The following is a 22,196-nucleotide window of genomic DNA, read 5'->3' on the forward strand; positions in this document are numbered from 1 at the left end:
TTAATCCATCACATAGGGAAGCAGGGCCATCTGGCGGGCGCGCTTGATGGCGCGGGCCAGTTCACGTTGCTTCTTGGCGGATACCGCCGTGATACGGGACGGGACGATCTTGCCGCGCTCGGACATGTAGCGAAGCAGGAGCTTGGGGTCCTTGTAGTCGATCGCAGGCGCATTTTCGCCGGAGAACGGACACACCTTGCGGCGGCGCATGAAAGGCCGGCGCGCAGGCAGGTTTGCAATATTATCGGATGACATCTTCTATCTCTCCTTACGACCGGAAATCGCGGCGCGGACGACGATCATCCTTCTTCGACAGGATCGCCGAAGGTTGATCGGTGTGCTCTTCGACACGAAGGGTCATGAAGCGCATGACGTCTTCGGACAGGCGCTGCAGGCGCTCAAGTTCGTCGATGACGGCGCCATTGGCGTCGATATCGATCAGGCCGTAATGGCCCTTGCGCGACTTGTTGATGCGGTAGGACAGGTTGCGCAGGCCCCAATATTCGATCTTGCCGGTCTTGCCGCCATTGGTCTCGATCAGGGTCTTCGTCTCTTCCAGAAGAGTTTCCATCTGGGCCGGAGAAACGTCCGGGCGTACGATGAATACGTGCTCGTAAAGTGCCATCTTGGCTCCCTTCATAAGCGGTTGCGGCGCAAGCCTCGCCGAAGGGGCGGGCAGGCTCGCGGTGGCTCCTGGACCGATCCGCCACACCATGTGACGGAGATAATGGGACAGGACCGCAACCAAGCGAAGCGCGCGTGTAGCCCATAGCGATCCGCCGTGCAAGCCGCATCCCCTCTTGCGCGTGCAACATGACAAGGGGTATCGAGCGGACAATTCAATTGATGGGAGGCGTTCGGATGACGCTCGCATTCGTATTTCCCGGCCAGGGCAGCCAGGCCGTCGGCATGGGCCAGGAGCTGGCCGCCGAATTCGCCGTCGCGCGGGCGGTGCTGGCCGAGGTCGATGAGGCGCTCGGGCAGAATCTTTCCGGGCTGATGGCCAATGGTCCGATCGAGGATCTCACGCTCACCGAAAACGCCCAACCGGCCTTGATGGCCGCCAGCCTGGCGGTGATGCGGGTGCTGGAGGCCGAGTTCGGGGTTGATGTCGGAGCGGCGAAATTCGTTGCCGGCCACAGCCTGGGCGAATATTCCGCCCTCGCAGCGGCGCGCGCCCTGACGATCAGCGATGCCGCGAAACTGCTCAAGCTGCGCGGCCGCGCCATGCAGCAGGCCGTCCCGGTCGGGCTTGGCACCATGGCGGCGCTGCTCGGCGCCGATGAAGACCTGGCACAGCAGGCCGTCGATGCCGGCTCGCTGGTCGGTGTCTGCGCCATTGCCAATGACAATGCACCGGGCCAGATCGTGATCTCCGGTTCCACCGCAGCCATCGAGGCTGCCATCGACCGCGCCAGTGCGCTCGGCGTCAAGAAGGCGATGATGCTGCCGGTTTCGGCCCCCTTCCACTGCCCGATGATGCAGCCGGCTGCCGATGCGATGGCCGAGGCGCTGGCCTCGACCATCATCTCGCCGCCGACCGTGCCGGTGGTCGCCAATGTCACCGCCCGCCCGACCTCGGACATCGAGACCATCCGCCGCCAGCTGGTCGAGCAGGTGACCGGCCGGGTGCGCTGGCGCGAGAGCGTGATGTGGATGGTCGAGGAGGGCGGTATCACCACGCTCGCCGAAGCCGGTGCCGGCAAGGTGCTGACCACGATGCTCAAGCGCACCACCAAGGATGCGAAGGGCGTGCCGCTCAATGTGGCCGCCGATCTGGAAGCCTTCGCGGCTTCGCTGAAAGAGGATAACTGACCATGTTCGATCTGACCGGCAAGAATGCGCTCGTCACCGGCGCCACCGGCGGCCTCGGCCAGGCGATTGCGAAGGCCCTGCATGCGCAAGGCGCGACTGTCGCCCTCTCGGGCACGCGCGAAAACGTGTTGCAGGAGCTCGCGGCCGAACTCGGGGAGCGCACCCATGTCCTGCCGTGCAATCTCTCCGACGCCGACGCCGTCGACGCGCTGCCGAAACAGGCCGCCGAGGCGATGGGCTCGATGGACATTCTCATCGCCAATGCCGGCATCACCCGCGACCAGCTGTTGATGCGGATGAAGGATGATGACTGGGACATGGTGCTGCGGGTTAATCTGGAGAGCTATTTCCGGCTCTGCCGCGCGGCGCTGCGCGGCATGATGAAGGCGCGTTGGGGCCGCATTGTCGGCATCACCTCCGTCGTCGGCGTCACCGGCAATCCCGGCCAGACCAATTATTGCGCCTCCAAGGCCGGCATGATCGGCTTTTCCAAATCCCTGGCCCAGGAAGTCGCCTCGCGCGGCGTCACGGTCAATTGCGTCGCACCCGGATTTATCGCCTCGCCGATGACCGATGTGCTCAATGAAGAACAGCGCAAGGCGATCCTGACCAAGATTCCCGCTGGTGATCTGGGTACTGGCGATGATATTGCTGCTGCGATTGTTTATCTGGCCAGCCAGGAAGCCAATTATGTTACGGGCCAGACGCTGCATGTGAATGGCGGCATGGCTATGATTTAGCATACTATCTTGTCAGAATGAGCACGGTTGCCCATTCTGGTCACCGCTCGGGAAGTGTGTTACTTGCCCGCGCATCTTGGTGAAGGCGGCCCGGTTCTGGGGCGCTCTGCCTCCTTTCCTGCGCCGTCGATTTCCTGCGGCGAATTACCATGAGGGTCTGAAATGTCTGACGTTCTCGAGCGCGTTAAAAAAATCGTTGTTGAGCATCTCGATGTCGACATCGAAAAAGTCACGGATAATGCGAGCTTCATCGATGATCTGGGTGCTGACAGCCTGGACAATGTGGAACTCGTGATGGCGTTTGAAGAGGAATTCGATATCGAAATTCCTGACGACGCCGCCGAACACATTCAAAAAGTCGGTGACGCTGTGAAGTTCATCTCCGAGAAAGTCGGCTAAAGACCGGACCATGCGGCGCGTCGTCGTCACGGGTATCGGTCTGGTCACGCCGCTGGGTTGCGGCAAGGATATCGTCTGGGGACGTCTCCTTGCCGGCCAGTCGGGTCTGGGCCGGATTGAGCATTTTGAGACCGGTGATCTGGCCTGCCAGATCGCCGGTCTCGTGCCGCGCGTCGATGGCCGCGGTGGTGGTTCGGCTGACGATCCCGGTGCCTTTGCCCCGGACGCCGTCATGAGCCCGCGCGACCAGAAGCGCATCGATGATTTCATTCTTTACGGCATAGCCGCGGCCGATGACGCGATCGCCGACAGCGGCTGGGTCGCCGGATCCGAGGAAGAACGCTGCCGCGCCGGTGTGATGATCGGCTCGGGCATTGGCGGTCTGGAATCGACCTATAACGCCTCCATCGACCTGCACGAAAAAGGTCCAAGGCGGCTCTCTCCCTTTGTCATTCCCGGCCTGTTGATCAATCTGGCGTCCGGCCAGGTTTCGATCCGGCACGGGCTCAAGGGGCCGAATCATTCCGTCGTCACCGCCTGTTCGACCGGCGCGCACGCGATCGGCGATGCGGCACGGCTGGTGGCGCGCGGCGATGCCGATCTTATGGTCGCCGGCGGCGCCGAAGCCGCGGTCTGCCGTCTGGGCATTGCGTCCTTCATCGCTTGCAAGGCGCTGTCGACCGGTTTCAACGATGAGCCGGCCGCCGGTTCGCGCCCCTGGGACCGCGACCGCGACGGCTTCGTGATGGGCGAGGGCGCCGGCGTCGTTGTGCTCGAGGAATACGAGCACGCCAGGGCGCGCGGTGCGACCATCTATGCCGAGGTCAAGGGCTATGGCCTGTCCGGCGATGCCCACCATATTACCGCGCCGGCCGATGATGGCGATGGCGGTTTCCGTGCCATGTCGGCGGCGCTCAAGGATGCCGGGCTGGACCCGTCCGGGATTGATTATGTCAATGCCCACGGCACTTCGACGCCCAAGGGCGACGAGATTGAATTGCGGGCCGTCGAACGCCTGTTTGGCGACCGGAATGATGTCGTGATGTCCTCGACCAAGTCGGCGATCGGGCATCTGCTCGGTGCGGCCGGAGCCGTCGAGGCGATTTTCTCCATTCTGGCAATCCGCGACGGCATCTGCCCGCCGACGCTCAATCTCGACAATCCGTCGGTCGAGACCTCCCTCAATCTGGCCGCGAAAAAGGCGGTCAAACGTCCGGTTCGCGCGGCGCTATCGAATTCTTTCGGATTCGGTGGCACCAATGCCTCCGTGGTATTTGTCGCGGCCGATTGAGTAGGCCGCTGTTCGGGATGGCTCCATGAGTGACGTGAAAACGCCCAAGGCGACGGTCAACGCCAATGCAAAGCCCAAGGGCGGCATCGGACGGGTGATCCTGTGGCTGTTTGTCAGCCTGCTGGTGCTGGCCCTGCTGGCGGCCGGCGCCGTCTATGGCGGCTATCGCTGGCTGCAGGCGGAGTTTGCGCGTCCGGGACCTGCGCTTGAGGAAACCGTGATCACGCTGCCGCGCGGCGCCGGACTGGTGCGGATTTCCAGCGAGCTCGAGGCCGCCGGCCTGGTGCGCGACGGCCGTCTGTTCCGCGCCGCCGTGACGCTTGATGGCGGTGATCGCGCCCTGCGCGCCGGCGAATATTCCGTGCCCGCCGCATCGAGCATGGCGCAGATCTATGAATTGCTGCGCTCGGGACGCACGGTGCAGCACTCGGTCACCTTCGCCGAAGGCCTGACCAGCGCCATGATCGTCGCCGCGCTGCAGGAGGCCGATGTCCTTACCGGTGAAGTCACGGAGATCCCCGCCGAGGGCACGATCCTGCCCGAAACCTATCTGGTCGATCGCGGCACCACGCGCCAGGCGGTGATCGATCGCATGCTCGCAGCCCAGAGTGAACTCCTCGACGAACTCTGGCCGAACCGGGCCGAGAACCTGCCGTTTGAAACCCGCGAGGAGGCGATCATTCTCGCCTCCGTCGTCGAGAAGGAGACCGGTGTCGCTTCGGAACGGCCGGAAGTCGCCGCCGTCTTCGTCAACCGGCTGCGCCGCGGCATGCGGCTGGAGAGCGATCCGACCATCATCTACGGCATCACCGGCGGTGAGCCGCTCGGACGTGGCCTGCGCCGTTCCGAACTCGATAATGCCAACAACGCCTGGAACACCTATCAGATCAACGGTCTGCCACCGACGCCGATCGCCAATCCGGGGGCCGAATCCATCGCCGCCGTGCTCAATCCGGCCGAGAGCCGGGCGCTGTTCTTTGTCGCCGACGGCACCGGCGGACACGCCTTTGCCGCCACCTATGCCGAGCATCAGCGGAATGTCGCGCGCTGGCGCCAGATCGAGAGGGCCCGCCAGCGCGCGGGCGATTGACATGGCGCCACTATCCGGCATGACGGGCTTTGCCCGCACCGAGGCCAGTTTCGAGCAGTTCAGCTGGGTCTGGGAGGCGCGCAGCGTCAATGGCAAGGGGCTGGAGGCGCGCTTTCGCTTTCCCGGCGGCTATGAACGCCTCGAGGCCGCCGCGCGCGATCTCGCCAAGGCCCGCTTTGCCCGCGGCAATGTCCAGGCCAGCCTGACACTCAATCGCGATGCCGCCCAGGCGGCGCTGCGGATCGATACCCAACGCATCGACGCCATTCTCGCCGCCGCCGAGCCCTATGTCGTCAGCGGCCGGGTGCGCCCGGTCAGTTTCGACGGCTTGCTGGCGGTGCGCGGCGTGCTCGATGTCGAGGATCGCAGCGAGCCCGAGGATGCCGACGAGCTCGACGCGGCCCTGCTGGAGAGCCTGGCGCTGGCGCTGGATCATCTGCGTGATGTGCGCCTGGTCGAGGGCTGTGAATTGAAGGCCCTGCTCAGCGGCCATGTCGACACCATCGAGGCGTTGACGCAGCAGGCCGAGACCAGCGCTGCGGTGCGGCTGGATGCGATCCGCGACCGCATTGCCGCCAAATATGCCGAACTGCTGCCGCAGGGGCTCGATCCGGAACGCCTCGCCACCGAGGCGGCCGCGATGGCGGTGAAGATGGATGTGCGCGAGGAACTCGACCGGCTGCACGCCCACATCCGCGCTGCGCGTGAACTGCTCGACGCCGGTTCGCCGACCGGCCGCAAGCTCGACTTTCTGTCACAGGAGTTTAATCGCGAGGCAAACACTCTATGCTCCAAGTCCTCCGATTCTTCACTGACCCAGATTGGCCTCGCCATGAAAAACGCGGTCGACCAATTCAGGGAGCAGGTACAGAATGTCGAGTGACGGACATCCACCGATCTTTCGCGGCGGCCGCCGCGGTGTGCTTCTGGCGCTGTCGAGCCCGTCGGGTGCCGGCAAGACGACACTGTCCAAACGCCTGCTGAGCCAGAATCCGGATGTCGTGCTGTCGGTCTCGACCACGACGCGCCAGCCGCGCCCCGGCGAGGTGGACGGGCAGGACTACAATTTCGTCAGCGTCGAAGACTTCAAGGCCCAGATTGAGGCCGGTGATTTCTTCGAATGGGCCGAGGTGTTCGGACGCTATTACGGCACCCCGAAATCGCTGGTGCTGGATGCCATCGATGATGGCCGCGACGTGATCTTCGATATCGACTGGCAGGGCGCCCAGGCGCTGGCGGCGCAGGCGCCGGAGGATACGGTGCGGATCTTCATCCTGCCGCCCTCGCTGGATCTGCTTGAGGACCGTCTCTCCAAGCGCGGCCAGGACACGCCGGAAATCATCCGCGATCGCATGGCCCGGGCCAAGGACGAGATCAGCCACTGGCACGAATACGATTATGTCATCGTCAATGATGATTTCGCCCGCGCTCTCGACAAGCTCAACCAGATCCTGCACGCCGAACGCCTCAAGCGCTCGCGTCACCCCTGGCTGGACGGCTTTGTCGACGCGCTCATGTCCGAGTAGGGCGCGCCGAGCGCCAGGCCGTGGCCAGCGCCTGGAAGCCCGCAATATCAATCGTCTCTGCTCGGGCACCGGGCTCGAGCCCGGCGGCCATGATCAGATCTTCGGTCGAGGCTGTCGTCTGGCTTGCCGCCTGCGCCAGGCTGCGCCGCAAGGTCTTGCGCCGTTGGCCGAAGGCCGAGGCGGTGACGGTGCCGAGCGCCTGCAGATCGGTGAAGCGCTGGCCGTCGGGCAGGGGATCGAGCATCACGACAGCCGATTCGACCTTTGGCGGCGGGGTGAAAGCCTGGGCCGGGATCTTCATCACTATCTGGGCTGAACACACCGATTGGGTCAGGATGGCGAGGCGGCCATAGGCCTTGTCGCCGACCGGCGCGACGATGCGGTCGGCAACCTCGCGCTGGAACATCAGGACTGCGCGGCGCCACCAGATTGGCTGCGCCTGCAGCCATTTGATCAGCAGGATCGTGCCGACATTATAGGGCAGGTTGGACAGGATGACCCGGTCCTCGCCGCTCATCACCGCGGTCTCGTCAATCGTCAGCCCGTCGGCTTCCAGCACGGTGAGGCGGCCCGGATACGCCGCGGAGATTTCCTCCAGCGCCGGCAGGAAACGCGCATCTTTCTCCACCAGGGTGAGATGGCGGGCGCCGGCGCCGAGAATCGCGCGCGTCAGACCGCCCGGGCCGGGCCCGATCTCGATCGCGTGGCTGTCGGACATATCACCGGCGAAGCTGGCGATCTTGGCGGTCAGGTTGAGATCGAGCAGGAAATGCTGGCCGAAGGATTTTTTCGCCGCCAGGTCATGGCGGGCGATGACATCGCGCAGCGGAGGTAGCGGATCGGTCATGCGCGGTGTCCGGCGATTTCAGCGGCGGCATCAAGGGCTGCCAGCAGGCTGTCGGCGCGGGCAAGGCCCCGGCCGGCAATGTCGAAGGCGGTGCCGTGATCGGGCGAGGTGCGCACGATCGGCAGGCCCAGCGTGATGTTGACGCCGCCATGGAAATCCAGCGTCTTGACCGGGATCAGGCCCTGATCGTGATAGAGGCAGATCGCGGCGTCATAACCGGCCCGTGCCTCGGCATGGAACATGGTGTCCGGTGGCAGCGCATCGGTGATGGCGATGCCCTCGGCGCGCAGGCGGGCCGCAGCGGGATTGATGATCTCGATCTCCTCGCGCCCGAGCGAGCCGCCTTCGCCCGCATGCGGGTTGAGACCGGCCAGGGCGAGACGGGGCTGGGCAATGCCGAAATCCTGGCGCAGGGCCGCGTGCGTCAGCCGCGCCATGTGCTCAATGCGGGGGGCGGAGAGACCGGCGACCGCCTGGGCCAGCGGTTCGTGGATCGAGGTCAGCACGACGCGCAGGCCGCCGCCGGCCAGCATCATGGCCGGGCCGCGCGGTCCGTCGACGCCATGGTCGCGGGTGAGCTCGGCGAGGAATTCGGTATGGCCTGGAAAGCTGAAGCCCGCCTCATACATCACGGATTTCGCGATCGGTGCGGTCACCAAAGCGCTGGACTCGCCGCTCAGGCACAATCCGACGGCGGCCTCGATACACGCCTTGACACAGGCGGCATTGCGCGCGGCGGGCCGGCCGGCAATGGCGGGAACTTCAAGCCGGAGCGGGGCGGCCAGCACCGGCAGGCCGGTGCCGAAGGCGGAATTGGCTTCAGCGAGTGAATTGATTTCGACCGGCGGCGGCAGATCAAGCTGCCGTGCGCTGGCACGCAGCACTTCGGCGGCGCCGACACAGACAAAGGTGAACGCTCCGGATCGACGTTGTGACCAGGCCTTGAGGATGATTTCCGGGCCGATACCAGCCGGATCACCCATCGAAATGACGACAGGTGAGGCGCCAGTCATTACTCGCGGATCTCGACCGTACCGTCGCGGCGCAAATCCCTGAGCCAGCGGCGCGAGTGCAGGGAGAGCTGCTGGCCGCGCAATTGCGATTCCAGATCATCCCGGCTGGGCACGCCCGGTCCGGTGATTGTGCGTTCGCAGACGATCAGGCCCTGCAGTCCGGCTGCGGTCTGCAGCACGCCGGTATTCTCGCCTTCGCGCAGGGGCGTCAGGGCATTCCGGACCTGCGGCAGCAGCGAATCGGCCCCGATGGCCCCGAGAGGCGTGACAACGGCACCCGGGACACGGCTTGCGGCAGCCTCGGCCTCGGAACAGGTCGGGTTGGCCGCCAGCGCGGTGCTCAGGGCGGCGTTGGTGCCAGGCTCGACAGCGCTGGCCGGAACAGTGATCTGCACGAGGTCGAATTGCAGGGTCGTTGTGCCATCGCGGGCGGCAACCAGGGCAATGATGGTGAAGCCACCCGGCACGCGCACCGGATTGGACAGGGCAGCGCCGCCACGGCTCTGGGAATATTGCTGCATCAGCTGAGGGATGATGGCCGCGACTTCAGGCGGCAATTGCGAGGCGACGATCCAGCCGATATCGCCGCCATTGGCGGCCGATGGCGCGTCGGAATACTGGCGCGCCAGATCCGGGAAGGGCGCGCCGCGCTGCAGCTGGTCCATCACGGCGATGACGCGCTGCACGGTTTCCTCCTCGGCATTGACGTTGGGAATTTCGAAGAACATTTCGAAAATCCGGAATTGCGGCTGGGAGGCACTGGCGGCGAGGCGCTCCAGGGCCATTTCGATCTGCTGGTCACTGATGCGGATGCGCGAGCCATAGCGGCCATTGACGAGGACCTGCCAGGCGATTTCCGCCTCAAGCTGGTGCCGCAGGGTCGAGACATCAACGCCGGACCGTTCCAGATCGCCGACAATGGCGTCAATCGTGGTGTTGTTGCGGTCAGCGAGGTCCTGGATCGACTGGTTGATCTCTTCGTCCGTGACCTCGATGTCATACTCGCGCGCGGCCTGCAATTGCAGGTTTTCGTCCACCAGACCGCGGATCGCCTGACTCTGGATCTGGGCCAGGGTGGCCGGGTCAATCTGGGTCATGCCGGTCGAGGCAATGATCAGCCGCATACGATTGCGAACGTCCACCGTAGTGATCGGTTGATCATTCACAAGCGCGGCAACGCCCTCGGTCGATTGTGCCAGGGCGCCAGGCGCCGCTATCACGAGCAGGGACGCCATAAACGCCAGTACTAGGTTTTTAACGGGTGTCATAAACATTCGCTATCCGGTTCCGCGCGGAACATTACCCAAAGACGCTGCCGGTGCAATCGCCCGGCACTGTAGTTTAGTCAGGACTCATACCACCGAGGGTGAACAGGGTGATGCGAATCTGGATCGATTCAGACGGTCCGAGCAGTGCGATGAGTTCGTCCTCGCGCTGATAGACGATGTCGAGCTCGGTGCATTCGTCGGCATAGCGGAAGCCGGCCGTCGTCAATCGTGAATAGTCGCGATCGAGGTCACGGACCGTGCTGCCGATGGCGCTCCAGCGGTCGGTCAGGCGGACTTCGAAATTGGCTCGCGCCTCGCGCTGATCCGAACGGGTGCCGTCGTCATCGCTGACTTCCATATAGCTGATCTGGCCGGTGAAGCGGTCGCTCGTATAGCCAAAGCCGACATCGACGCGATTGATGTCGCCGTCCATGGCGTCGAGGCGGGTCTGCAGTTCGGCCTCAAAGCCGGCAATCTCGATCGAGCCGGCGACGATATAGTCGGATTCATCCTCATACAGGCCGCTGCCGGCCGAGAAGACCGGATCGCCATCGAGCCGGTAGCTCTGGCCGAGGAAAAGACTGGCCAGCGCGCTCTCGCCCCATTGCGCGGTTGTGCGCATGCCATAGCTGACACGTTGTCCCGGCTCCCACAGGTCAAAGCCTGCAGCCCGGTCGGCCTCGAACAACAGGCTCTCGTCGAGATCGAGCGAGATGCTGTCTTCATTGTAAACGCGGTCCGCCTCGGGATCATCGGAGGCGATAACCGCCGAGATCACCGGTTCGATGATCCAGTCGACCGTCTCGCCGGCACGATAAAACGGCCAGCTGAATTCGGTGCCGGCGAGTGCGAGCTGACGCGAGAAACTGTCTTCGCTCTCGGCATAGGTGGCCGGCAGGTCGTTGAAGGAATAGGTGTCGCTGCGCGCATAGGCAAAGGGTTCCACCACGATGCCACTGGCGCTGACCCAGCGGGCACGCCAGTCTGCGGTGACACTGGCGCGGGCATAGTCGGTTCCGAGCTGGCGTTCGAGCATGACGGCACTGCCGCCCAGCTTGACCCGGCCCCAGGCGCCGGGCGCGTTGAATACGCGCTCATAATTGAACATCGGCGCAATTGTCGGGATGGTGTCGTCATCCTCGTTCTCGCGCAGGCTCTGATAGTCCGCCGCGATCAGGGAGCCATAGCTGTTGCGTGTACGTCCCTCGACATAGACCTGGCTGACCAGACGCCGGTTGCCGCCCTCGATCGGGGCACCGCGGTCGCGGTCGATTTCGGAAAAGTCATAGCGCCGCAAATGCAGGTCATCGGAGGCGCGCTGGATGCCGAAACCCCAACGCCAGTCGGGATTGATGTCCCACTGGCCGCCGCCGAACAGGTGCCAGCGCCAGGTCTCGTCGCCGTAACGGTCGCCATCGCTGTCGATTTCGGCCTCATGGGTGATACTGCCCTCGAAGGCCATCTCGCCCGACCAGAAGCGCTTGCGGTACTCGGTGAAGAGCAGCGGATTGACATTGGTCATCACGCGCGGCGCCAGGGTGATGTCCTGCGACGGCGAGATCGCCCAGTAGTAAGGCTGCTGATACGAAAAGCCGAGCCGCGAGGAAACGCTGAAGCCCGGGAAGAGCAGGCCGCTATGGCGCTCGGCCGACGGGTCCGGATGGGCGAAGACGGGCGAGTAGAGCACCGGCACGCCCATCACTTCAAACCGGGCATCGCGATAATAGATCATCTGCTCGTCGGGATCCTGGATCACCTGACGGGCGCGCAGGCGCCATGTCGGCTCGGCCTCGCCATCTTCGCACAGCTGGCAGGCCGTGTAGTAGGCGTCCTCCAGCTGCATGCCGCCATTGCTTTGACGAATCGCGGCGGCGGCAGCCATCTGGCCGTTGTTTTCCAGCATGGTCGCAAACCCGAGCGCCAGGCCGGCCGACATTTCCGAATCAAGCTCGACCTCGTCGGCATATTGCGGGTAGGGGCCTTGCCCGTGAATCACGACATTGCCGCGGGCGATGATGCGATTCAGCTCGGGATGGTATTCGAGCTCGTCGGCATAGAGGGTCCGGCCGCTCTGGCGCGCGCGCACATGCCCGGTGGCCAGGAAGCCGGCGCCATTGCCGAGGTCCTCGAGCCTGTCCGCTTCCAGATAAACCGGCGCATCATCCGCTTCCGGTGCTTGGGCCAGGGCCGCAGGCGACAGGGCGAGCACGCTCGAGCTCATCAATACAGCCGCGAGACGGCTAAACTGCGACGCCATGCGTCACTCCTTGTCTGACCCGGCCAGGTTCGAATACCGGCCTTTATGACTAACGGAACCGGTCGCGGTCGTCCATCGCGTCATCCGTCTTCGGTCGAGGCGATATAGCTCATGGCCAGCAGCGCGGTAAGCGCCGGTGCTGCCCAGGCCGCAGTAGCGGCCGGAAGCGCGCCGGTTGCCCCCATGGAGCCGAGGACTTCCTGCAGGAAGAACATCAGGAAACCGGCCAGTCCGCCGGCCAGCGCAAAGGCGGCGGCGCCGCCCAGGCGGTGCAGTCTCAGCGTCGCCGCAGCGGCGATCAGGGTGGCGGCCAGCAAGGTCAGCGGCAGCGCCAGCAGCCGATGCAGGCGCAATTGATAACGTTCGGTGGCGAGGCCGGCCTCATGCGCCGAATCGATCAGGCCGGGCAGGTCCCAGACCGAAACCCCGTCCGGTGAACGCGAGCGTTCAAACAGGGCCTGGCGGTTGATCAGGGTCGGGATTGTTACCAGGCCCAGCTGCAGCGCGGCGCTGTTGGGTGTGCGCTCGACCGCTTCGGTGACTTCCCAGAAACCGTCGCGCAGGCTGGCACTGCCGGCATCGATCCGCCGCTCCAGGCGTGGCACGCCCTGCGGATCGACCGAGAAATACATGAAGGCCGGCGTCATCAGGCGCTGGCTGTCCTCGTCGAGCGACAGGGCCGCAATCACGGTGAATCCATCGAGATTGGTCTCGCGCAGCCAGACCGGCTGCTCGACATCGGGGCTGCGTCGCACATCCATCAGCGCATCGCGGCGGCGCTCAAACTCGGCATTGCCGGCCGAGCCGAGCGGATTGAGCGCCAGCGCGCCGACCAGGCCGCCAGCGACCGCCAGGGCGATCGGGGCCGACAGGATGCGCCAGGCTGACATGCCCGAGGCGCGCATCACGATCAGCTCGCTGGAGCGGTTGAGCCGGAACAGCGAGGTCAGGACGCCAAACAGGAAGACGAAGGGCAGGGTGGTTTCAATCAGTGACGGCGTCTTCAGCAGGGTCAGGCCGAGCAGGTCGAGCGAGCCGATATTGATCCGCGTGCCGATCGAGCGCGATTGCTCGACGAAATCGACCAGGATGATGACGGTACTGATCACCAGCAGGGCGAGGCCCAGCCCGACCAGGGTCTGGGCCATCATGTAACGGTTCAGGCGGCTGAAGGGCATGGCTCAGACCCCCGTCATGACGTGACGGGCCGGACGCGCCCGCGTCGGCCAGTAGATCACCGCCACGGCGCCCAGGCAGCCCAGCAGCGGCACAAGGTACTGGCCGATATTGGCCGCGCCATCGACGGCGCTGGCCGACTGTACCGCAAAGCCGGCCAGTCGCAGTGTCAGCCCGAGCGCGACCGCGACCATCACCCGGCGGCCATAACCCAGGCGCGAATAGTCTCCGGCCAGAAACACGGCGGCGGCGATCAGGACGAAGGCGAGATTATAGAGCGGTGCAGAGAGGCGATAATGCGCCTCGGCCCAGGCCCGTTCGGGGCCGCCGCTGCGGGCGATCGTGCTGGCGTCCGGCCAGATCAGCTCGTGCAGGAAGCGGTCGCTTTCCTTGAAGAACAGGGCGTCGATCGGGCCGATGAACTCGCCGAGATCGAATTCGGTCCGGTCGAAGGTGACATAGGCCAGCTCGCCGGCGGCGTCGATCTGCTGCCGGTTGCCATCGGCCAACACCATCGAGGACTGGGTCGAGGAGCGAACGATAAAGCCCTCGCGCGCCGTGATGGTGGTCGGCTCGTTGGTGACGCGGGTATCGTGGATCAGCACGTCTTGCATGCGTCCGTCGCGGCCGCGTTCGCGGGCATAGAGGGTGACGCCGGCGCCGATCTGGGTGAAGGCGCCCGGCGTGATCAGGCTGGCCGCGGCGTCGGAACGCAGGTCGTGCAGGCTGCGCCGCATCTCGCGATAGGCCAGTGGCTGGACGAAGAGATTGATCGCCAGATTGAAGATCATGACATAGACGGCCAGCCGCAGCAGCGGCGACAACACCGCCAGCCGACTCATGCCCGAGGCCGAGGCGATCACCAGTTCGCTGTCGGCGGAAAGCCGGTTCATTCCCGACAATACCGCGATGAACAATGCGATCGGCACCAGCAGGGCTGTCAATTGCGGCAGCGCCAGCAGCGTCACTTTCAGGAAGGTCAGCGCGGTTTGCGAATAGCCCGAGACCAGGTCGACATTCGACAGGCTCTGCGTCAGCAGCGCCAACCCTGCCAGCGCGGACACCGACGTGATGAAGGGCCAGAGCAATTGGGAAAAGAAATAGCGTTGAACCAGAATCATGACCGAATTTTCGCTGCGTGATCCGCCTTCTATCTCACGTCTGGATCGGATACCACTTCCGCAATCCATCTTTTCGGCTCCATGCGCATCTTTGGAGCTCCCGCTTTTCGAGAAGGTCAAGCCATGAAGATCGAATTCGTCACTGCCGGTTCCGCTACCGGAGCCATCGCCGTCCCGGCCTATGACAAGGCCACGCTGTCGCCAGCGGCCAAGTCCGTGGATGACGCCACATTCGGTTCGCTCACCCGCGCCATCGCGGCCTCGCGCTTCAAGGGCGGCGCCGGCGAGACGCTGGAAATCATCGCGCCGGCCGGCATCGACGCGCCGCGCGTCGTGATCTTCGGTCTTGGCGAGAAGGCGAAGCTCAACGAGAGCGTGCTCGAGAAAGCCGCCGCTGCGGTCGTTGGCAAGCTGCTGACCGGCGGCGAAACCGTCGTTACCCTGCGTCTTGATGGCGAGGCCGCTGCCGATGGCGCTGCCCGCGCCGGCCTCGGTGCGCGACTGGCCGCCTACCGTTTTGACCAGTACCGCACCAAGCTTTCCGACGACAAGAAGCCGTCGCTGAAACAGGTCATGATCGCCGTCGACGATGTCGCCGCCGCGCAATCCGCCTGGAAAAGCTGGGGCCCGGTCGCCGATGGCGTCGATACCGCGCGCGAGCTGCTGAACCAGCCGCCGAATATTCTCAACCCGGAAACCTATGCCAAGCAGATCGAAGGCATGGCCAAGCTCGGCCTCGAGATCGAGATCCTCGACGAGGCGCAAATGCTCGACCTGGGCATGCATTCCCTGCTCGGCGTCGGCCAGGCTTCGGAGTTCGAGAGCCATATCGCGATCATGAAATGGAATGGCGGCAAGACGGGCGACAAGCCGCTCGTCTTCGTCGGCAAGGGCCTGACCTTCGATTCCGGCGGCATCTCGCTGAAGCCGGGTGCCGGCATGGACGAGATGAAGGGCGATATGGGCGGCTCCGCTGCCGTGGTCGGCCTGATGACCGCGCTGGCCGGACGCAAGGCCGACGTCAATGCGATCGGCATTGTCGGCCTCGTTGAGAACATGCCCGATGGCAATGCCCAGCGCCCCGGCGATATCGTCACCTCGATGTCGGGTCAGACGATCGAAATCCTCAATACCGATGCCGAAGGCCGTCTCGTGCTGGCCGACGTGCTCTGGTATGCACAGCAGACCTTCGATCCGAAGCTGATGATCGATCTCGCCACGCTGACCGGCGCGATCCTGATCGCGCTCGGCAATTCGCGCGCCGGCATCTTCTCCAATAATGACGATCTCGCCGACAAGCTGTTCGCGGCCGGCAATGCCGCCGACGAACCCGTCTGGCGTCTGCCGCTCGGCTCCGACTATGAAAAGCATATCGAGACCAAGAATGCCGATATGCGCAATGTCGGCGAAGGCCGTCTGGCCGGTTCGATCTCGGCGGCGGAATTCCTCAAGCGCTTCGTTAATGACAAGCCCTGGTGCCATATCGACATTGCCGGCACGGCGATGGGCGGCATGAAGGACGATCCACGCCAGCCCAGCTGGGGCACGGGCTGGGGCGTGCGCATGCTCGACCGCTTCGTGCGCGACAATTACGAGGGCTAGCCTTCGAAACAGGAGAGGGCGGCTTTCGGGCCGCCCTTTTTGTCCATGCCGGCCGATATCTGGTTCTACCATCTCGAGCGTTCGGGGCCTGAAGATGTGCTGCCCGAACTGCTTGAAAAGACGCTGGCCAAGGGCTGGCGCGCGCTGGTGCGTTCCGGTGATGCGGACCGTCTCGCCTCACTCGACAAGTCGCTGTGGACCTGGCGCGAGGACAGTTTCCTGCCGCATGGCCGCGCCGACGAGCCCGGGCCGGAGCGCCAGCCCGTCCTGCTCGCCAGCGACGAGGCCAATCCGGGTCAGGCGCAATGCCTCTTCCTGCTCGATGGTGCCCAGCCGGACAATCCGGACGCGTTCGAGCGCGTCATCGTCATGTTCGACGGCCAGGACGAGAGCGCGGTCAATGCGGCGCGGCGTTTGTGGAAACAACTGTCGACACCGCAGCGAACCGTCTCATACTGGCGTCAGTCACCGGAAGGCCGATGGGAGAAGAAGGCATGAGCAAGCGCATCCTGTTACCCGTCCTGTCGGCGCTCGCCGTCTCGGCCTGCGCCACGATCGCGCCGGACACCGGCGGCACGACGACCTTGCCGGGCTTTGACAATACCGATGATCCCTGCGGCGCCGTCGCGCGCGAATACCTGATCGGCCAGGCGGTCAGCGAGGTCGATCTCGACAGCCTGGCGCGCCTGGTGCGTCCGATCCACCCCGGCCAGCCGGTGACGATGGATTATCGCGGCGAACGCCTCAATCTTGATCTCGATGGCGACGGCGTTATCGTGCGTCTCTGGTGTGGTTGACCCGGCGGGCGTGATTTCATGAAAACTGTTTCAATTCTTGTGGGCGGCCTGCTGCTGGCGGGCTGCGCCTTTGACGCGGCCCCGGCCCCGCACCCGGCGCTGCCGACCGCCATGCCCGCGACGGCCCCGGCCCAGCCGGCCTCCGACATGCCCGCCATGGGCGCGGTCCAGGATATCGGCACCGCCGAGGTCCAGCGCCCGATTACCGGTTCGTGCGGCATGGAAAACTTCCAGCATCATGTCGGCCAGCCGCGCGTCAGCGTCGACAGCCGCAGCCTGCCGCCCAATTACCGCGTCATCGGCCGCTATTCGCGCGTCACGATGGAATACATCCCCGAACGCCTCACCATTCGCATCGCCGATGACGATACGGTCGAGAGCATTACCTGCGGCTAGCCGGATCGCGATTGATCCAGGTGATGGTGTATTGCAGCGCCGTGGCGAACAGGCCCCAGGCCAGATAGGGCAGATTGGCATATGCCACCCATGGCAGCACCGGGTGGATGACGACCAAGGCCCAGACCAGCGTTATCACAACCAGCGTGACATCAATGGCGGCGAGCCCATTACTGCGAAGGCCGAACTGCAAGGGTGCGAAGGCGGCGTTGAAGATCAGGTTCAGGCCGAAAGGCAGCGCCAGCCACGGTGAGATGGCGCCGTTCAGGGCAAGCCAGAACACAAAGCTGAAACTGATCGCGATAATGAAATAGAGCACCGCCCAGACCGGTCCGAACAGCCAGGCCGGCGGCGCCCAGGCGGGCTTGTTCAGTTGGGCATACCAGGGTTTGATTTTCATCGTTGAGGCCGTCTTCGCCGAGTCTCGCGGTGCTGATTGTGAGCCTGGCCCACGCGCCGTGCAAGGGCCCGCTATCCCCCATGGCGGACAATGATCCCACGTCATCCCGGCGAAAGCCGGGACCCAGACGTGACAGGCGCGGAGCCCGGTCGTTCGAGGTCCCGGCCTTCGCCGGGATGACGAATTTTGAGGGAAGTTATCCCCACCCCGCCAACCCTGGCGCATAATCACGTTGTTCCGGTCGCACGGGAGGCGTGAGCTCAGTCAATCGCGGCGGTTGGAAGCGTGCAGCCTGTCCGGGCAGAGGGGTGACATCCCGAGCGCTGGCAGGGCGTCCAGAAGGTCTGACGGCACTAAACGACCGACCTGAGTACCTTTCTGGATTGGAACCGGGGTGGAGACAGTCCGACAAAACTGCACGTGTGGGACGGCTTCGATTGTCACACCAAACAAAATCAAACTGGCGCCAGTTCGGCATTCGAAGGCGTCCCACACCCTCCCACCCCGGTGGGAACACCTCAAACCTCCAGCGGCGAGCCGCGTGGAGATTTTGGTGCGCCGCCTATCCCGCCCGTGCCGCTTCGAGCTTTTCTTCTGCCGCCATCCATTTCGCCTCGGCCGCATCGATCAGCTCGACCGCCTTGGCGCGCTTCATCTGCAGGTCCTTGGCGGCCTTGGGGTCTTTCTTGTAGAGGCCGGGCGTGGCGAGACCGCGGTCGATCACTTCGAGAATGCCGCGCAGGCGATCGGCTTCCTTGGCCCAGCGGGTGGATTCGGTGCGCAGCGGTTTGAGCTCGTCACGGCGGGCTGCAAGATTGCGGCGTTTGACGCTCTTGTCGTCCTGCGGCAATTCCTTCCTCTCGCGCTTGGCCGCACGGGCCGGACGCCCCGAGAAGCTCTGGCGATAGGTCTCGATATCCTCGTCATAGGGTCTCACCGATCCATCGGCGACGAGCCAGAGACGGTCGACCGAGCTCTCGATCAAGTGCCGGTCGTGGCTGATCAGGATGACGGCGCCTTCATAATCATTCAGCGCCATGATCAGGGCCGAGCGGCTGTCCATGTCGAGGTGATTGGTCGGCTCATCGAGGATCAGCAAGTGGGGGCCATGGAAGGTGATCAGGTTGAACATCAACCGTGCCTTCTCGCCGCCCGACAAGGAACCGGCCGGGGTTTCCTGGCGGTCGCGCGGCAGGCCGAACCGGGCCAGACGGCCGCGGCGCTGGGCCTCGGTCGCATCCGGCATCAGGTCGATCACGTGCTGATAGGCCGAGGTGTCGGCATGCAGCCCGTCAATCTGGTGCTGGGCGAAATAGGCGATCTCCAGCTTCTTGTGGTGACGCATATGGCCCGAGAGCGGGGTCAGCTTGTCGCACAACAGCTTCGCCAGCGTCGACTTGCCGGCGCCATTGCGGCCGAGAATGCCGATACGGTCATCCGGATCGATGCGCAGATTGACATTGCGCAGCACCGGCTTGCCCGGGGCATAGCCGGCATCGACCTCTTCAATGCGCACGATTGGCGGCGCCATCGCCTTTTTCGGCGCCGGAAACAGGAAGGGCGCGACCGGATCGGCGACCGCGGTTGCCACCGGTTGCATCTTCTCCAGCCGCTTGACGCGGGACTGGGCCTGTTTCGCTTTCGAGGCCTTGGCCTTGAAGCGGTCGACGAAGGCCTGCAAATGCCGGCGCTCGGCATCCTGCTTGTCGGCCATCTTCACCTGCAGGCGCTGACGCTCGGCCAGGGCGGCCTCGAAGTCGTCATAACCGCCTTCAAACACACTGACCTTGCCGTCTTTCAGATGCGCGATGCGCTGCATCGAACCGTTCAGCAGATCGCGGTCGTGGGAGATCACCAGCACGGCGCCGGGGAAGCTCTTGAGATAGGTCTGCAGCCACATCACGCCTTCAAGGTCGAGATAGTTCGTCGGCTCGTCGAGCAGCAATACGTCGGGTTCGGCAAACAGGGTCGCGGCCAGGGCGACGCGCATACGCCAGCCACCGGAAAACTCGCGGCAGGCGCGCAACTGTTCTTCAGCCGTGAAACCAAGCCCGGAGAGGATGGAGCCGGCGCGGGCCTCGGCGGTGTGGGCATCGATATCGGCCAGCCGGATCTGGATCTCGGCAATGCGGTTGGGATCGGTTGCCGTCTCCGCTTCGGTGAGCAGGGCGGCGCGCTCGAGGTCGGCATCGAGCACGACGGAGATCAGACTCTCGTCACCGCCGGGCGCCTCCTGGGCGACCCAGCCAACGCGCGCACCCTTGCGCAGCGTGGTGTCGCCGCCCTCGGGCGCGATCTCGCCGCGGATCAGGCGGAACAGGGTCGACTTGCCGGTCCCGTTACGCCCGACCAGCCCCATCTTGCATTTGGGGGGCAGGTGAAAGGTCGCCTGGTCGAACAGCATCCGGCCTTCGATACGATATGTCAGATCATTGATGTGTAGCATGGGCAGGCGCGTAACCCGGCTTCACACATTGCGCAAGCGCCGCTATAAGCCCGCGCAACATCTCCACCCCGGCCGGGCCGGTCAATCTCAACCTCCCCAATCCAAGGAATTCACATCATGGCGCTGCAACGCACCTTCTCGATCATCAAACCTGACGCCACTGCCCGCAATCTGACCGGCGCCATCAATGCCAAGATTGAAGCCGCCGGCCTGCGCATCATCGCGCAAAAGCGCATGCAGCTGAGCCGCGCCCAGGCCGAGACGTTTTACGGCGTCCACAAGGCCCGTCCCTTCTTCAACGACCTCGTCTCCTTCATGATTTCCGGCCCGGTCGTGGTCCAGGTTCTCGAAGGCGAGAATGGCATTGCGAAATATCGTGACGTCATGGGCGCCACCAATCCGGAACAGGCCGAAGCCGGCACGATCCGCAAGGAATTCGCCGAGTCGATCGAAGCCAATTCGGTCCACGGCTCCGACGCGCCTGAAACCGCTGCTGAAGAGATCGCCTATTTCTTCGCCGGTATCGAAATGGTCGGCTAAGGCTGACCGCTGATACGCAGACAGGAGGCCCGGTGGAAACGCCGGGCCTTTTTTGTGAATACAGGCCTTTGCCGCAGGAGAGACATTCTGGATATCGCATTGATGGCAAGCCTCGCCGGCCTGATCCTCGCCATGTGGGGCACGCCGGGGCCGAATAACCTCATCCTGCTGACCTCGAGCGCCCTGTTTGGCGCCCGCGCTGCCGTGCCGCACTGGATCGGCGCCAATCTCGGCTTTGCTATCCTGCTGACGGCGATGGTGTTCGGGCTCGGCGAATTGTTCGAGCGCTTCGGCTGGACGGCCTTGCTGGTTCGCCTGGGTGGTGCCGCCTGGCTGGGCTGGATGGGCTGGACCTATATCCGGGCCGGCATTCGCGGCGGCGTCACCGACCCGGCCGAGGCTGCCAAGACCGGGGCGCGTCCGATGAATGTGCCCGAGGCGATGCTGTTTCAGTGGGTCAATCCGAAGGGCCTCTTGCTGGCGATGTCGATCGTCGGCGGCTATTCGGCGCTGGGCGAGACATCGGCTGAGCGGGCCGCGGTGATGCTGGGCGTGTTCGCGCTGTTCGGCACGCCCTGCGGCCTGATTTATGTGCTGGCGGGCGGGATGTTGCGGCGGGTGATGGGCAATCACCATCATGCGCGCATCCTGAACTTCGCCATCGGCGCCGTCTTCATTGCCACCGTGGTGATGATCCTGACGGCGGGTTGAGCGGCGTGACGCGCTGCGCGCCCGGCTTGAAACCGGGCCGGGCCTGCCGGATTGAATGGCTTCGCGTCGGGAGCCATGACTGATGGATGTTGCGTTATATCTGAGCCTGGTCGGCTTCGTCATCGTCATGTCGGTAACGCCGGGGCCGAACAATCTGATGCTGATGTCCTCGAGCGCCCTGTTCGGCGTGCGCGCGACCCTGCCGACCTGGCTCGGCGTCAATATCGGTTTCAACATCATGCTCGTCGCGGCGGTTTTCGGACTCGGCACGCTGGTGGCGCGCTTTCCGATGGCCGTGATGCTGGTCAAATTCGGCGGTGCGATCTGGCTCGCCTGGATGGCCTGGCTGTTTTTGCGTGCGGGTCTGGCGAAGCCGGGTGCGCAGGGCCAGGCGGCGGCGCCCTCGCGCTCGCGGCCGATCCGGAGCTATGAGGCGGCGCTGTTCCAGTGGGTCAATCCGAAAGCCCTGTTGATGACGCTGTCGGCGGCCGGCGCCTATGTCGCCCTGGCCGATACCGCACCGGAGCGGGCGGTTCTGATGGTCGTCACCTTCATTCTGTTCGGTTCGCCCTGCGGCCTGTTATGGGTGTTCACGGGCGGAGCGTTGAAGCGTTTCATGGCTGATGGCCGCTCGGCGCGTATCCTCAATCTCGCCATCGGGGCGATCCTGCTGGTCACGACCGCGATGATCCTTCTCGGTTGAGGCCCTTGCCGATTGGCCCGGCGCGCGTCAGTTTGCGCCCGACTCATCCCACCGCAAA

24 protein-coding genes are annotated in these 22,196 nt (G+C 64.4%); 14 read left to right on the forward strand and 10 right to left on the reverse strand.

The genetic code is table 11. From position 1 onward, the window contains the following. Both rpsR and rpsF read right to left on the reverse strand, forming a co-directional pair. A complete protein-coding gene (gene rpsR / locus ACN0YL_RS00610; protein ID WP_091770326.1) occupies nt 1-240 on the reverse strand; it encodes a 30S ribosomal protein S18 in 240 nt (79 codons plus the stop codon). Nucleotides 241-268: 28 nt separating this feature from the next. Beyond that, nucleotides 269-625, reverse strand: coding sequence for a 30S ribosomal protein S6 (gene rpsF / locus ACN0YL_RS00615; RefSeq protein ID WP_417468288.1), 357 nt, complete (start codon nt 623-625; stop codon nt 269-271). Between the two features lie 236 nt (nt 626-861). On the opposite strand from rpsF, the gene fabD reads away from it, so the two are divergent. From fabD to gmk, 7 genes are all read left to right on the forward strand, one after another. Next, nucleotides 862-1,815 (forward strand): ACP S-malonyltransferase, encoded by a 954-nt coding sequence (gene fabD / locus ACN0YL_RS00620; RefSeq protein ID WP_417496680.1) that lies wholly within the window; start codon nt 862-864, stop codon nt 1,813-1,815. Nucleotides 1,816-1,817: 2 nt separating this feature from the next. After that, nucleotides 1,818-2,555: a 3-oxoacyl-[acyl-carrier-protein] reductase gene (gene fabG, locus ACN0YL_RS00625; RefSeq protein ID WP_417491963.1), complete on the forward strand. Its 738-nt coding sequence runs from the start codon at nt 1,818-1,820 to the stop codon at nt 2,553-2,555. 162 nt (nt 2,556-2,717) lie between these two features. Beyond that, on the forward strand, nt 2,718-2,954 hold the full coding sequence (locus ACN0YL_RS00630) for an acyl carrier protein (RefSeq protein ID WP_091770144.1): 237 nt from the start codon (nt 2,718-2,720) through the stop codon (nt 2,952-2,954). A gap of 10 nt (nt 2,955-2,964) precedes the next feature. Further along, on the forward strand, nt 2,965-4,245 hold the full coding sequence (gene fabF / locus ACN0YL_RS00635) for a beta-ketoacyl-ACP synthase II (RefSeq protein ID WP_417496681.1): 1,281 nt from the start codon (nt 2,965-2,967) through the stop codon (nt 4,243-4,245). 25 nt (nt 4,246-4,270) lie between these two features. Then, nucleotides 4,271-5,335, forward strand: coding sequence for an endolytic transglycosylase MltG (gene mltG / locus ACN0YL_RS00640; RefSeq protein ID WP_417496682.1), 1,065 nt, complete (start codon nt 4,271-4,273; stop codon nt 5,333-5,335). A gap of 1 nt (nt 5,336) precedes the next feature. After that, the gene (locus ACN0YL_RS00645) at nt 5,337-6,218 is read left to right on the forward strand and encodes a YicC/YloC family endoribonuclease (RefSeq protein ID WP_417496683.1); all 882 of its coding nucleotides are present in this window, start codon (nt 5,337-5,339) and stop codon (nt 6,216-6,218) included. Then, on the forward strand, nt 6,208-6,861 hold the full coding sequence (gene gmk / locus ACN0YL_RS00650) for a guanylate kinase (RefSeq protein WP_417468277.1): 654 nt from the start codon (nt 6,208-6,210) through the stop codon (nt 6,859-6,861). Before ACN0YL_RS00645 ends, gmk begins: the two co-directional genes overlap by 11 nt. Here gmk and rsmA read toward each other — a convergent pair. From rsmA to ACN0YL_RS00680, 6 genes are all read right to left on the reverse strand, one after another. After that, nucleotides 6,848-7,708, reverse strand: coding sequence for a 16S rRNA (adenine(1518)-N(6)/adenine(1519)-N(6))-dimethyltransferase RsmA (gene rsmA / locus ACN0YL_RS00655; RefSeq protein WP_417496684.1), 861 nt, complete (start codon nt 7,706-7,708; stop codon nt 6,848-6,850). The two genes, gmk and rsmA, sit on opposite strands and share 14 nt — an antisense overlap. Beyond that, nucleotides 7,705-8,721 (reverse strand): 4-hydroxythreonine-4-phosphate dehydrogenase PdxA, encoded by a 1,017-nt coding sequence (gene pdxA / locus ACN0YL_RS00660; RefSeq protein ID WP_417496685.1) that lies wholly within the window; start codon nt 8,719-8,721, stop codon nt 7,705-7,707. Before pdxA ends, rsmA begins: the two co-directional genes overlap by 4 nt. After that, complete coding sequence (locus tag ACN0YL_RS00665) at nt 8,721-9,995, reverse strand: peptidylprolyl isomerase (protein ID WP_417496686.1); 1,275 nt, start codon at nt 9,993-9,995, stop codon at nt 8,721-8,723. The genes pdxA and ACN0YL_RS00665 overlap by 1 nt, the downstream gene beginning before the upstream one ends. A gap of 67 nt (nt 9,996-10,062) precedes the next feature. Then, nucleotides 10,063-12,246 (reverse strand): LPS-assembly protein LptD, encoded by a 2,184-nt coding sequence (locus tag ACN0YL_RS00670; protein ID WP_417496687.1) that lies wholly within the window; start codon nt 12,244-12,246, stop codon nt 10,063-10,065. 80 nt (nt 12,247-12,326) lie between these two features. Then, complete coding sequence (locus tag ACN0YL_RS00675) at nt 12,327-13,424, reverse strand: LptF/LptG family permease (protein WP_417491971.1); 1,098 nt, start codon at nt 13,422-13,424, stop codon at nt 12,327-12,329. A 3-nt stretch (nt 13,425-13,427) separates the two neighbouring features. After that, a complete protein-coding gene (locus ACN0YL_RS00680) occupies nt 13,428-14,543 on the reverse strand; it encodes an LptF/LptG family permease (RefSeq protein ID WP_417491972.1) in 1,116 nt (371 codons plus the stop codon). Between the two features lie 123 nt (nt 14,544-14,666). On the opposite strand from ACN0YL_RS00680, the gene ACN0YL_RS00685 reads away from it, so the two are divergent. The 4 genes from ACN0YL_RS00685 to ACN0YL_RS00700 are packed head-to-tail and all read left to right on the forward strand — an operon-like array spanning nt 14,667 to nt 17,338. Then, on the forward strand, nt 14,667-16,145 hold the full coding sequence (locus ACN0YL_RS00685; RefSeq protein ID WP_417496688.1) for a leucyl aminopeptidase: 1,479 nt from the start codon (nt 14,667-14,669) through the stop codon (nt 16,143-16,145). Between the two features lie 45 nt (nt 16,146-16,190). After that, entirely contained in the window at nt 16,191-16,643 is a 453-nt protein-coding gene (locus tag ACN0YL_RS00690) for a DNA polymerase III subunit chi (protein ID WP_417496689.1), read from the forward strand. After that, on the forward strand, nt 16,640-16,942 hold the full coding sequence (locus ACN0YL_RS00695; RefSeq protein ID WP_417496690.1) for an I78 family peptidase inhibitor: 303 nt from the start codon (nt 16,640-16,642) through the stop codon (nt 16,940-16,942). The genes ACN0YL_RS00690 and ACN0YL_RS00695 overlap by 4 nt, the downstream gene beginning before the upstream one ends. Before the next feature lie 18 nt (nt 16,943-16,960). Beyond that, entirely contained in the window at nt 16,961-17,338 is a 378-nt protein-coding gene (locus ACN0YL_RS00700; RefSeq protein WP_417491977.1) for a hypothetical protein, read from the forward strand. On the opposite strand, the gene ACN0YL_RS00705 is transcribed toward ACN0YL_RS00700, so the two are convergent. After that, the gene (locus tag ACN0YL_RS00705) at nt 17,325-17,738 is read right to left on the reverse strand and encodes a TspO/MBR family protein (RefSeq protein ID WP_417496691.1); all 414 of its coding nucleotides are present in this window, start codon (nt 17,736-17,738) and stop codon (nt 17,325-17,327) included. The two genes, ACN0YL_RS00700 and ACN0YL_RS00705, sit on opposite strands and share 14 nt — an antisense overlap. Before the next feature lie 562 nt (nt 17,739-18,300). Beyond that, entirely contained in the window at nt 18,301-20,184 is a 1,884-nt protein-coding gene (locus ACN0YL_RS00710) for an ABC-F family ATP-binding cassette domain-containing protein (RefSeq protein ID WP_417491979.1), read from the reverse strand. Between the two features lie 117 nt (nt 20,185-20,301). Between ACN0YL_RS00710 and ndk the strand changes: the two genes are divergently transcribed. From ndk to ACN0YL_RS00725, 3 genes are all read left to right on the forward strand, one after another. Further along, nucleotides 20,302-20,724: a nucleoside-diphosphate kinase gene (gene ndk / locus ACN0YL_RS00715; protein ID WP_417481513.1), complete on the forward strand. Its 423-nt coding sequence runs from the start codon at nt 20,302-20,304 to the stop codon at nt 20,722-20,724. A gap of 102 nt (nt 20,725-20,826) precedes the next feature. Then, entirely contained in the window at nt 20,827-21,435 is a 609-nt protein-coding gene (locus ACN0YL_RS00720; protein ID WP_417496692.1) for a LysE family translocator, read from the forward strand. A gap of 82 nt (nt 21,436-21,517) precedes the next feature. After that, a complete protein-coding gene (locus ACN0YL_RS00725) occupies nt 21,518-22,138 on the forward strand; it encodes a LysE family translocator (protein ID WP_417496693.1) in 621 nt (206 codons plus the stop codon). Nucleotides 22,139-22,196: the final 58 nt, after the last annotated feature.

Origin of the sequence: Maricaulis sp. (assembly GCF_048269565.1) — a bacterium.
Taxonomy (GTDB): domain Bacteria; phylum Pseudomonadota; class Alphaproteobacteria; order Caulobacterales; family Maricaulaceae; genus Maricaulis.

Excerpts from the sequence above, each read along its gene's own strand:
- ACN0YL_RS00685 (WP_417496688.1), top strand. The coding sequence starts at position 14,667 with ATGAAGATCGAATTCGTCACTGCCGGTTCCGCTACCGGAGCCATCGCC.
- ndk (WP_417481513.1), top strand. The coding sequence starts at position 20,302 with ATGGCGCTGCAACGCACCTTCTCGATCATCAAACCTGACGCCACTGCC.
- ACN0YL_RS00630 (WP_091770144.1), top strand. The coding sequence starts at position 2,718 with ATGTCTGACGTTCTCGAGCGCGTTAAAAAAATCGTTGTTGAGCATCTC.
- gmk (WP_417468277.1), top strand. The coding sequence starts at position 6,208 with ATGTCGAGTGACGGACATCCACCGATCTTTCGCGGCGGCCGCCGCGGT.
- ACN0YL_RS00720 (WP_417496692.1), top strand. The coding sequence starts at position 20,827 with ATGGCAAGCCTCGCCGGCCTGATCCTCGCCATGTGGGGCACGCCGGGG.
- rpsF (WP_417468288.1), bottom strand. The coding sequence starts at position 625 with ATGGCACTTTACGAGCACGTATTCATCGTACGCCCGGACGTTTCTCCG.
- mltG (WP_417496682.1), top strand. The coding sequence starts at position 4,271 with ATGAGTGACGTGAAAACGCCCAAGGCGACGGTCAACGCCAATGCAAAG.
- ACN0YL_RS00670 (WP_417496687.1), bottom strand. The coding sequence starts at position 12,246 with ATGGCGTCGCAGTTTAGCCGTCTCGCGGCTGTATTGATGAGCTCGAGC.
- ACN0YL_RS00695 (WP_417496690.1), top strand. The coding sequence starts at position 16,640 with ATGAGCAAGCGCATCCTGTTACCCGTCCTGTCGGCGCTCGCCGTCTCG.
- ACN0YL_RS00725 (WP_417496693.1), top strand. The coding sequence starts at position 21,518 with ATGGATGTTGCGTTATATCTGAGCCTGGTCGGCTTCGTCATCGTCATG.
- ACN0YL_RS00675 (WP_417491971.1), bottom strand. The coding sequence starts at position 13,424 with ATGCCCTTCAGCCGCCTGAACCGTTACATGATGGCCCAGACCCTGGTC.
- ACN0YL_RS00645 (WP_417496683.1), top strand. The coding sequence starts at position 5,337 with ATGGCGCCACTATCCGGCATGACGGGCTTTGCCCGCACCGAGGCCAGT.
- ACN0YL_RS00705 (WP_417496691.1), bottom strand. The coding sequence starts at position 17,738 with ATGAAAATCAAACCCTGGTATGCCCAACTGAACAAGCCCGCCTGGGCG.
- ACN0YL_RS00710 (WP_417491979.1), bottom strand. The coding sequence starts at position 20,184 with ATGCTACACATCAATGATCTGACATATCGTATCGAAGGCCGGATGCTG.
- ACN0YL_RS00690 (WP_417496689.1), top strand. The coding sequence starts at position 16,191 with ATGCCGGCCGATATCTGGTTCTACCATCTCGAGCGTTCGGGGCCTGAA.
- fabG (WP_417491963.1), top strand. The coding sequence starts at position 1,818 with ATGTTCGATCTGACCGGCAAGAATGCGCTCGTCACCGGCGCCACCGGC.
- pdxA (WP_417496685.1), bottom strand. The coding sequence starts at position 8,721 with ATGACTGGCGCCTCACCTGTCGTCATTTCGATGGGTGATCCGGCTGGT.
- rsmA (WP_417496684.1), bottom strand. The coding sequence starts at position 7,708 with ATGACCGATCCGCTACCTCCGCTGCGCGATGTCATCGCCCGCCATGAC.
- fabD (WP_417496680.1), top strand. The coding sequence starts at position 862 with ATGACGCTCGCATTCGTATTTCCCGGCCAGGGCAGCCAGGCCGTCGGC.
- fabF (WP_417496681.1), top strand. The coding sequence starts at position 2,965 with ATGCGGCGCGTCGTCGTCACGGGTATCGGTCTGGTCACGCCGCTGGGT.
- ACN0YL_RS00700 (WP_417491977.1), top strand. The coding sequence starts at position 16,961 with ATGAAAACTGTTTCAATTCTTGTGGGCGGCCTGCTGCTGGCGGGCTGC.
- ACN0YL_RS00680 (WP_417491972.1), bottom strand. The coding sequence starts at position 14,543 with ATGATTCTGGTTCAACGCTATTTCTTTTCCCAATTGCTCTGGCCCTTC.
- ACN0YL_RS00665 (WP_417496686.1), bottom strand. The coding sequence starts at position 9,995 with ATGTTTATGACACCCGTTAAAAACCTAGTACTGGCGTTTATGGCGTCC.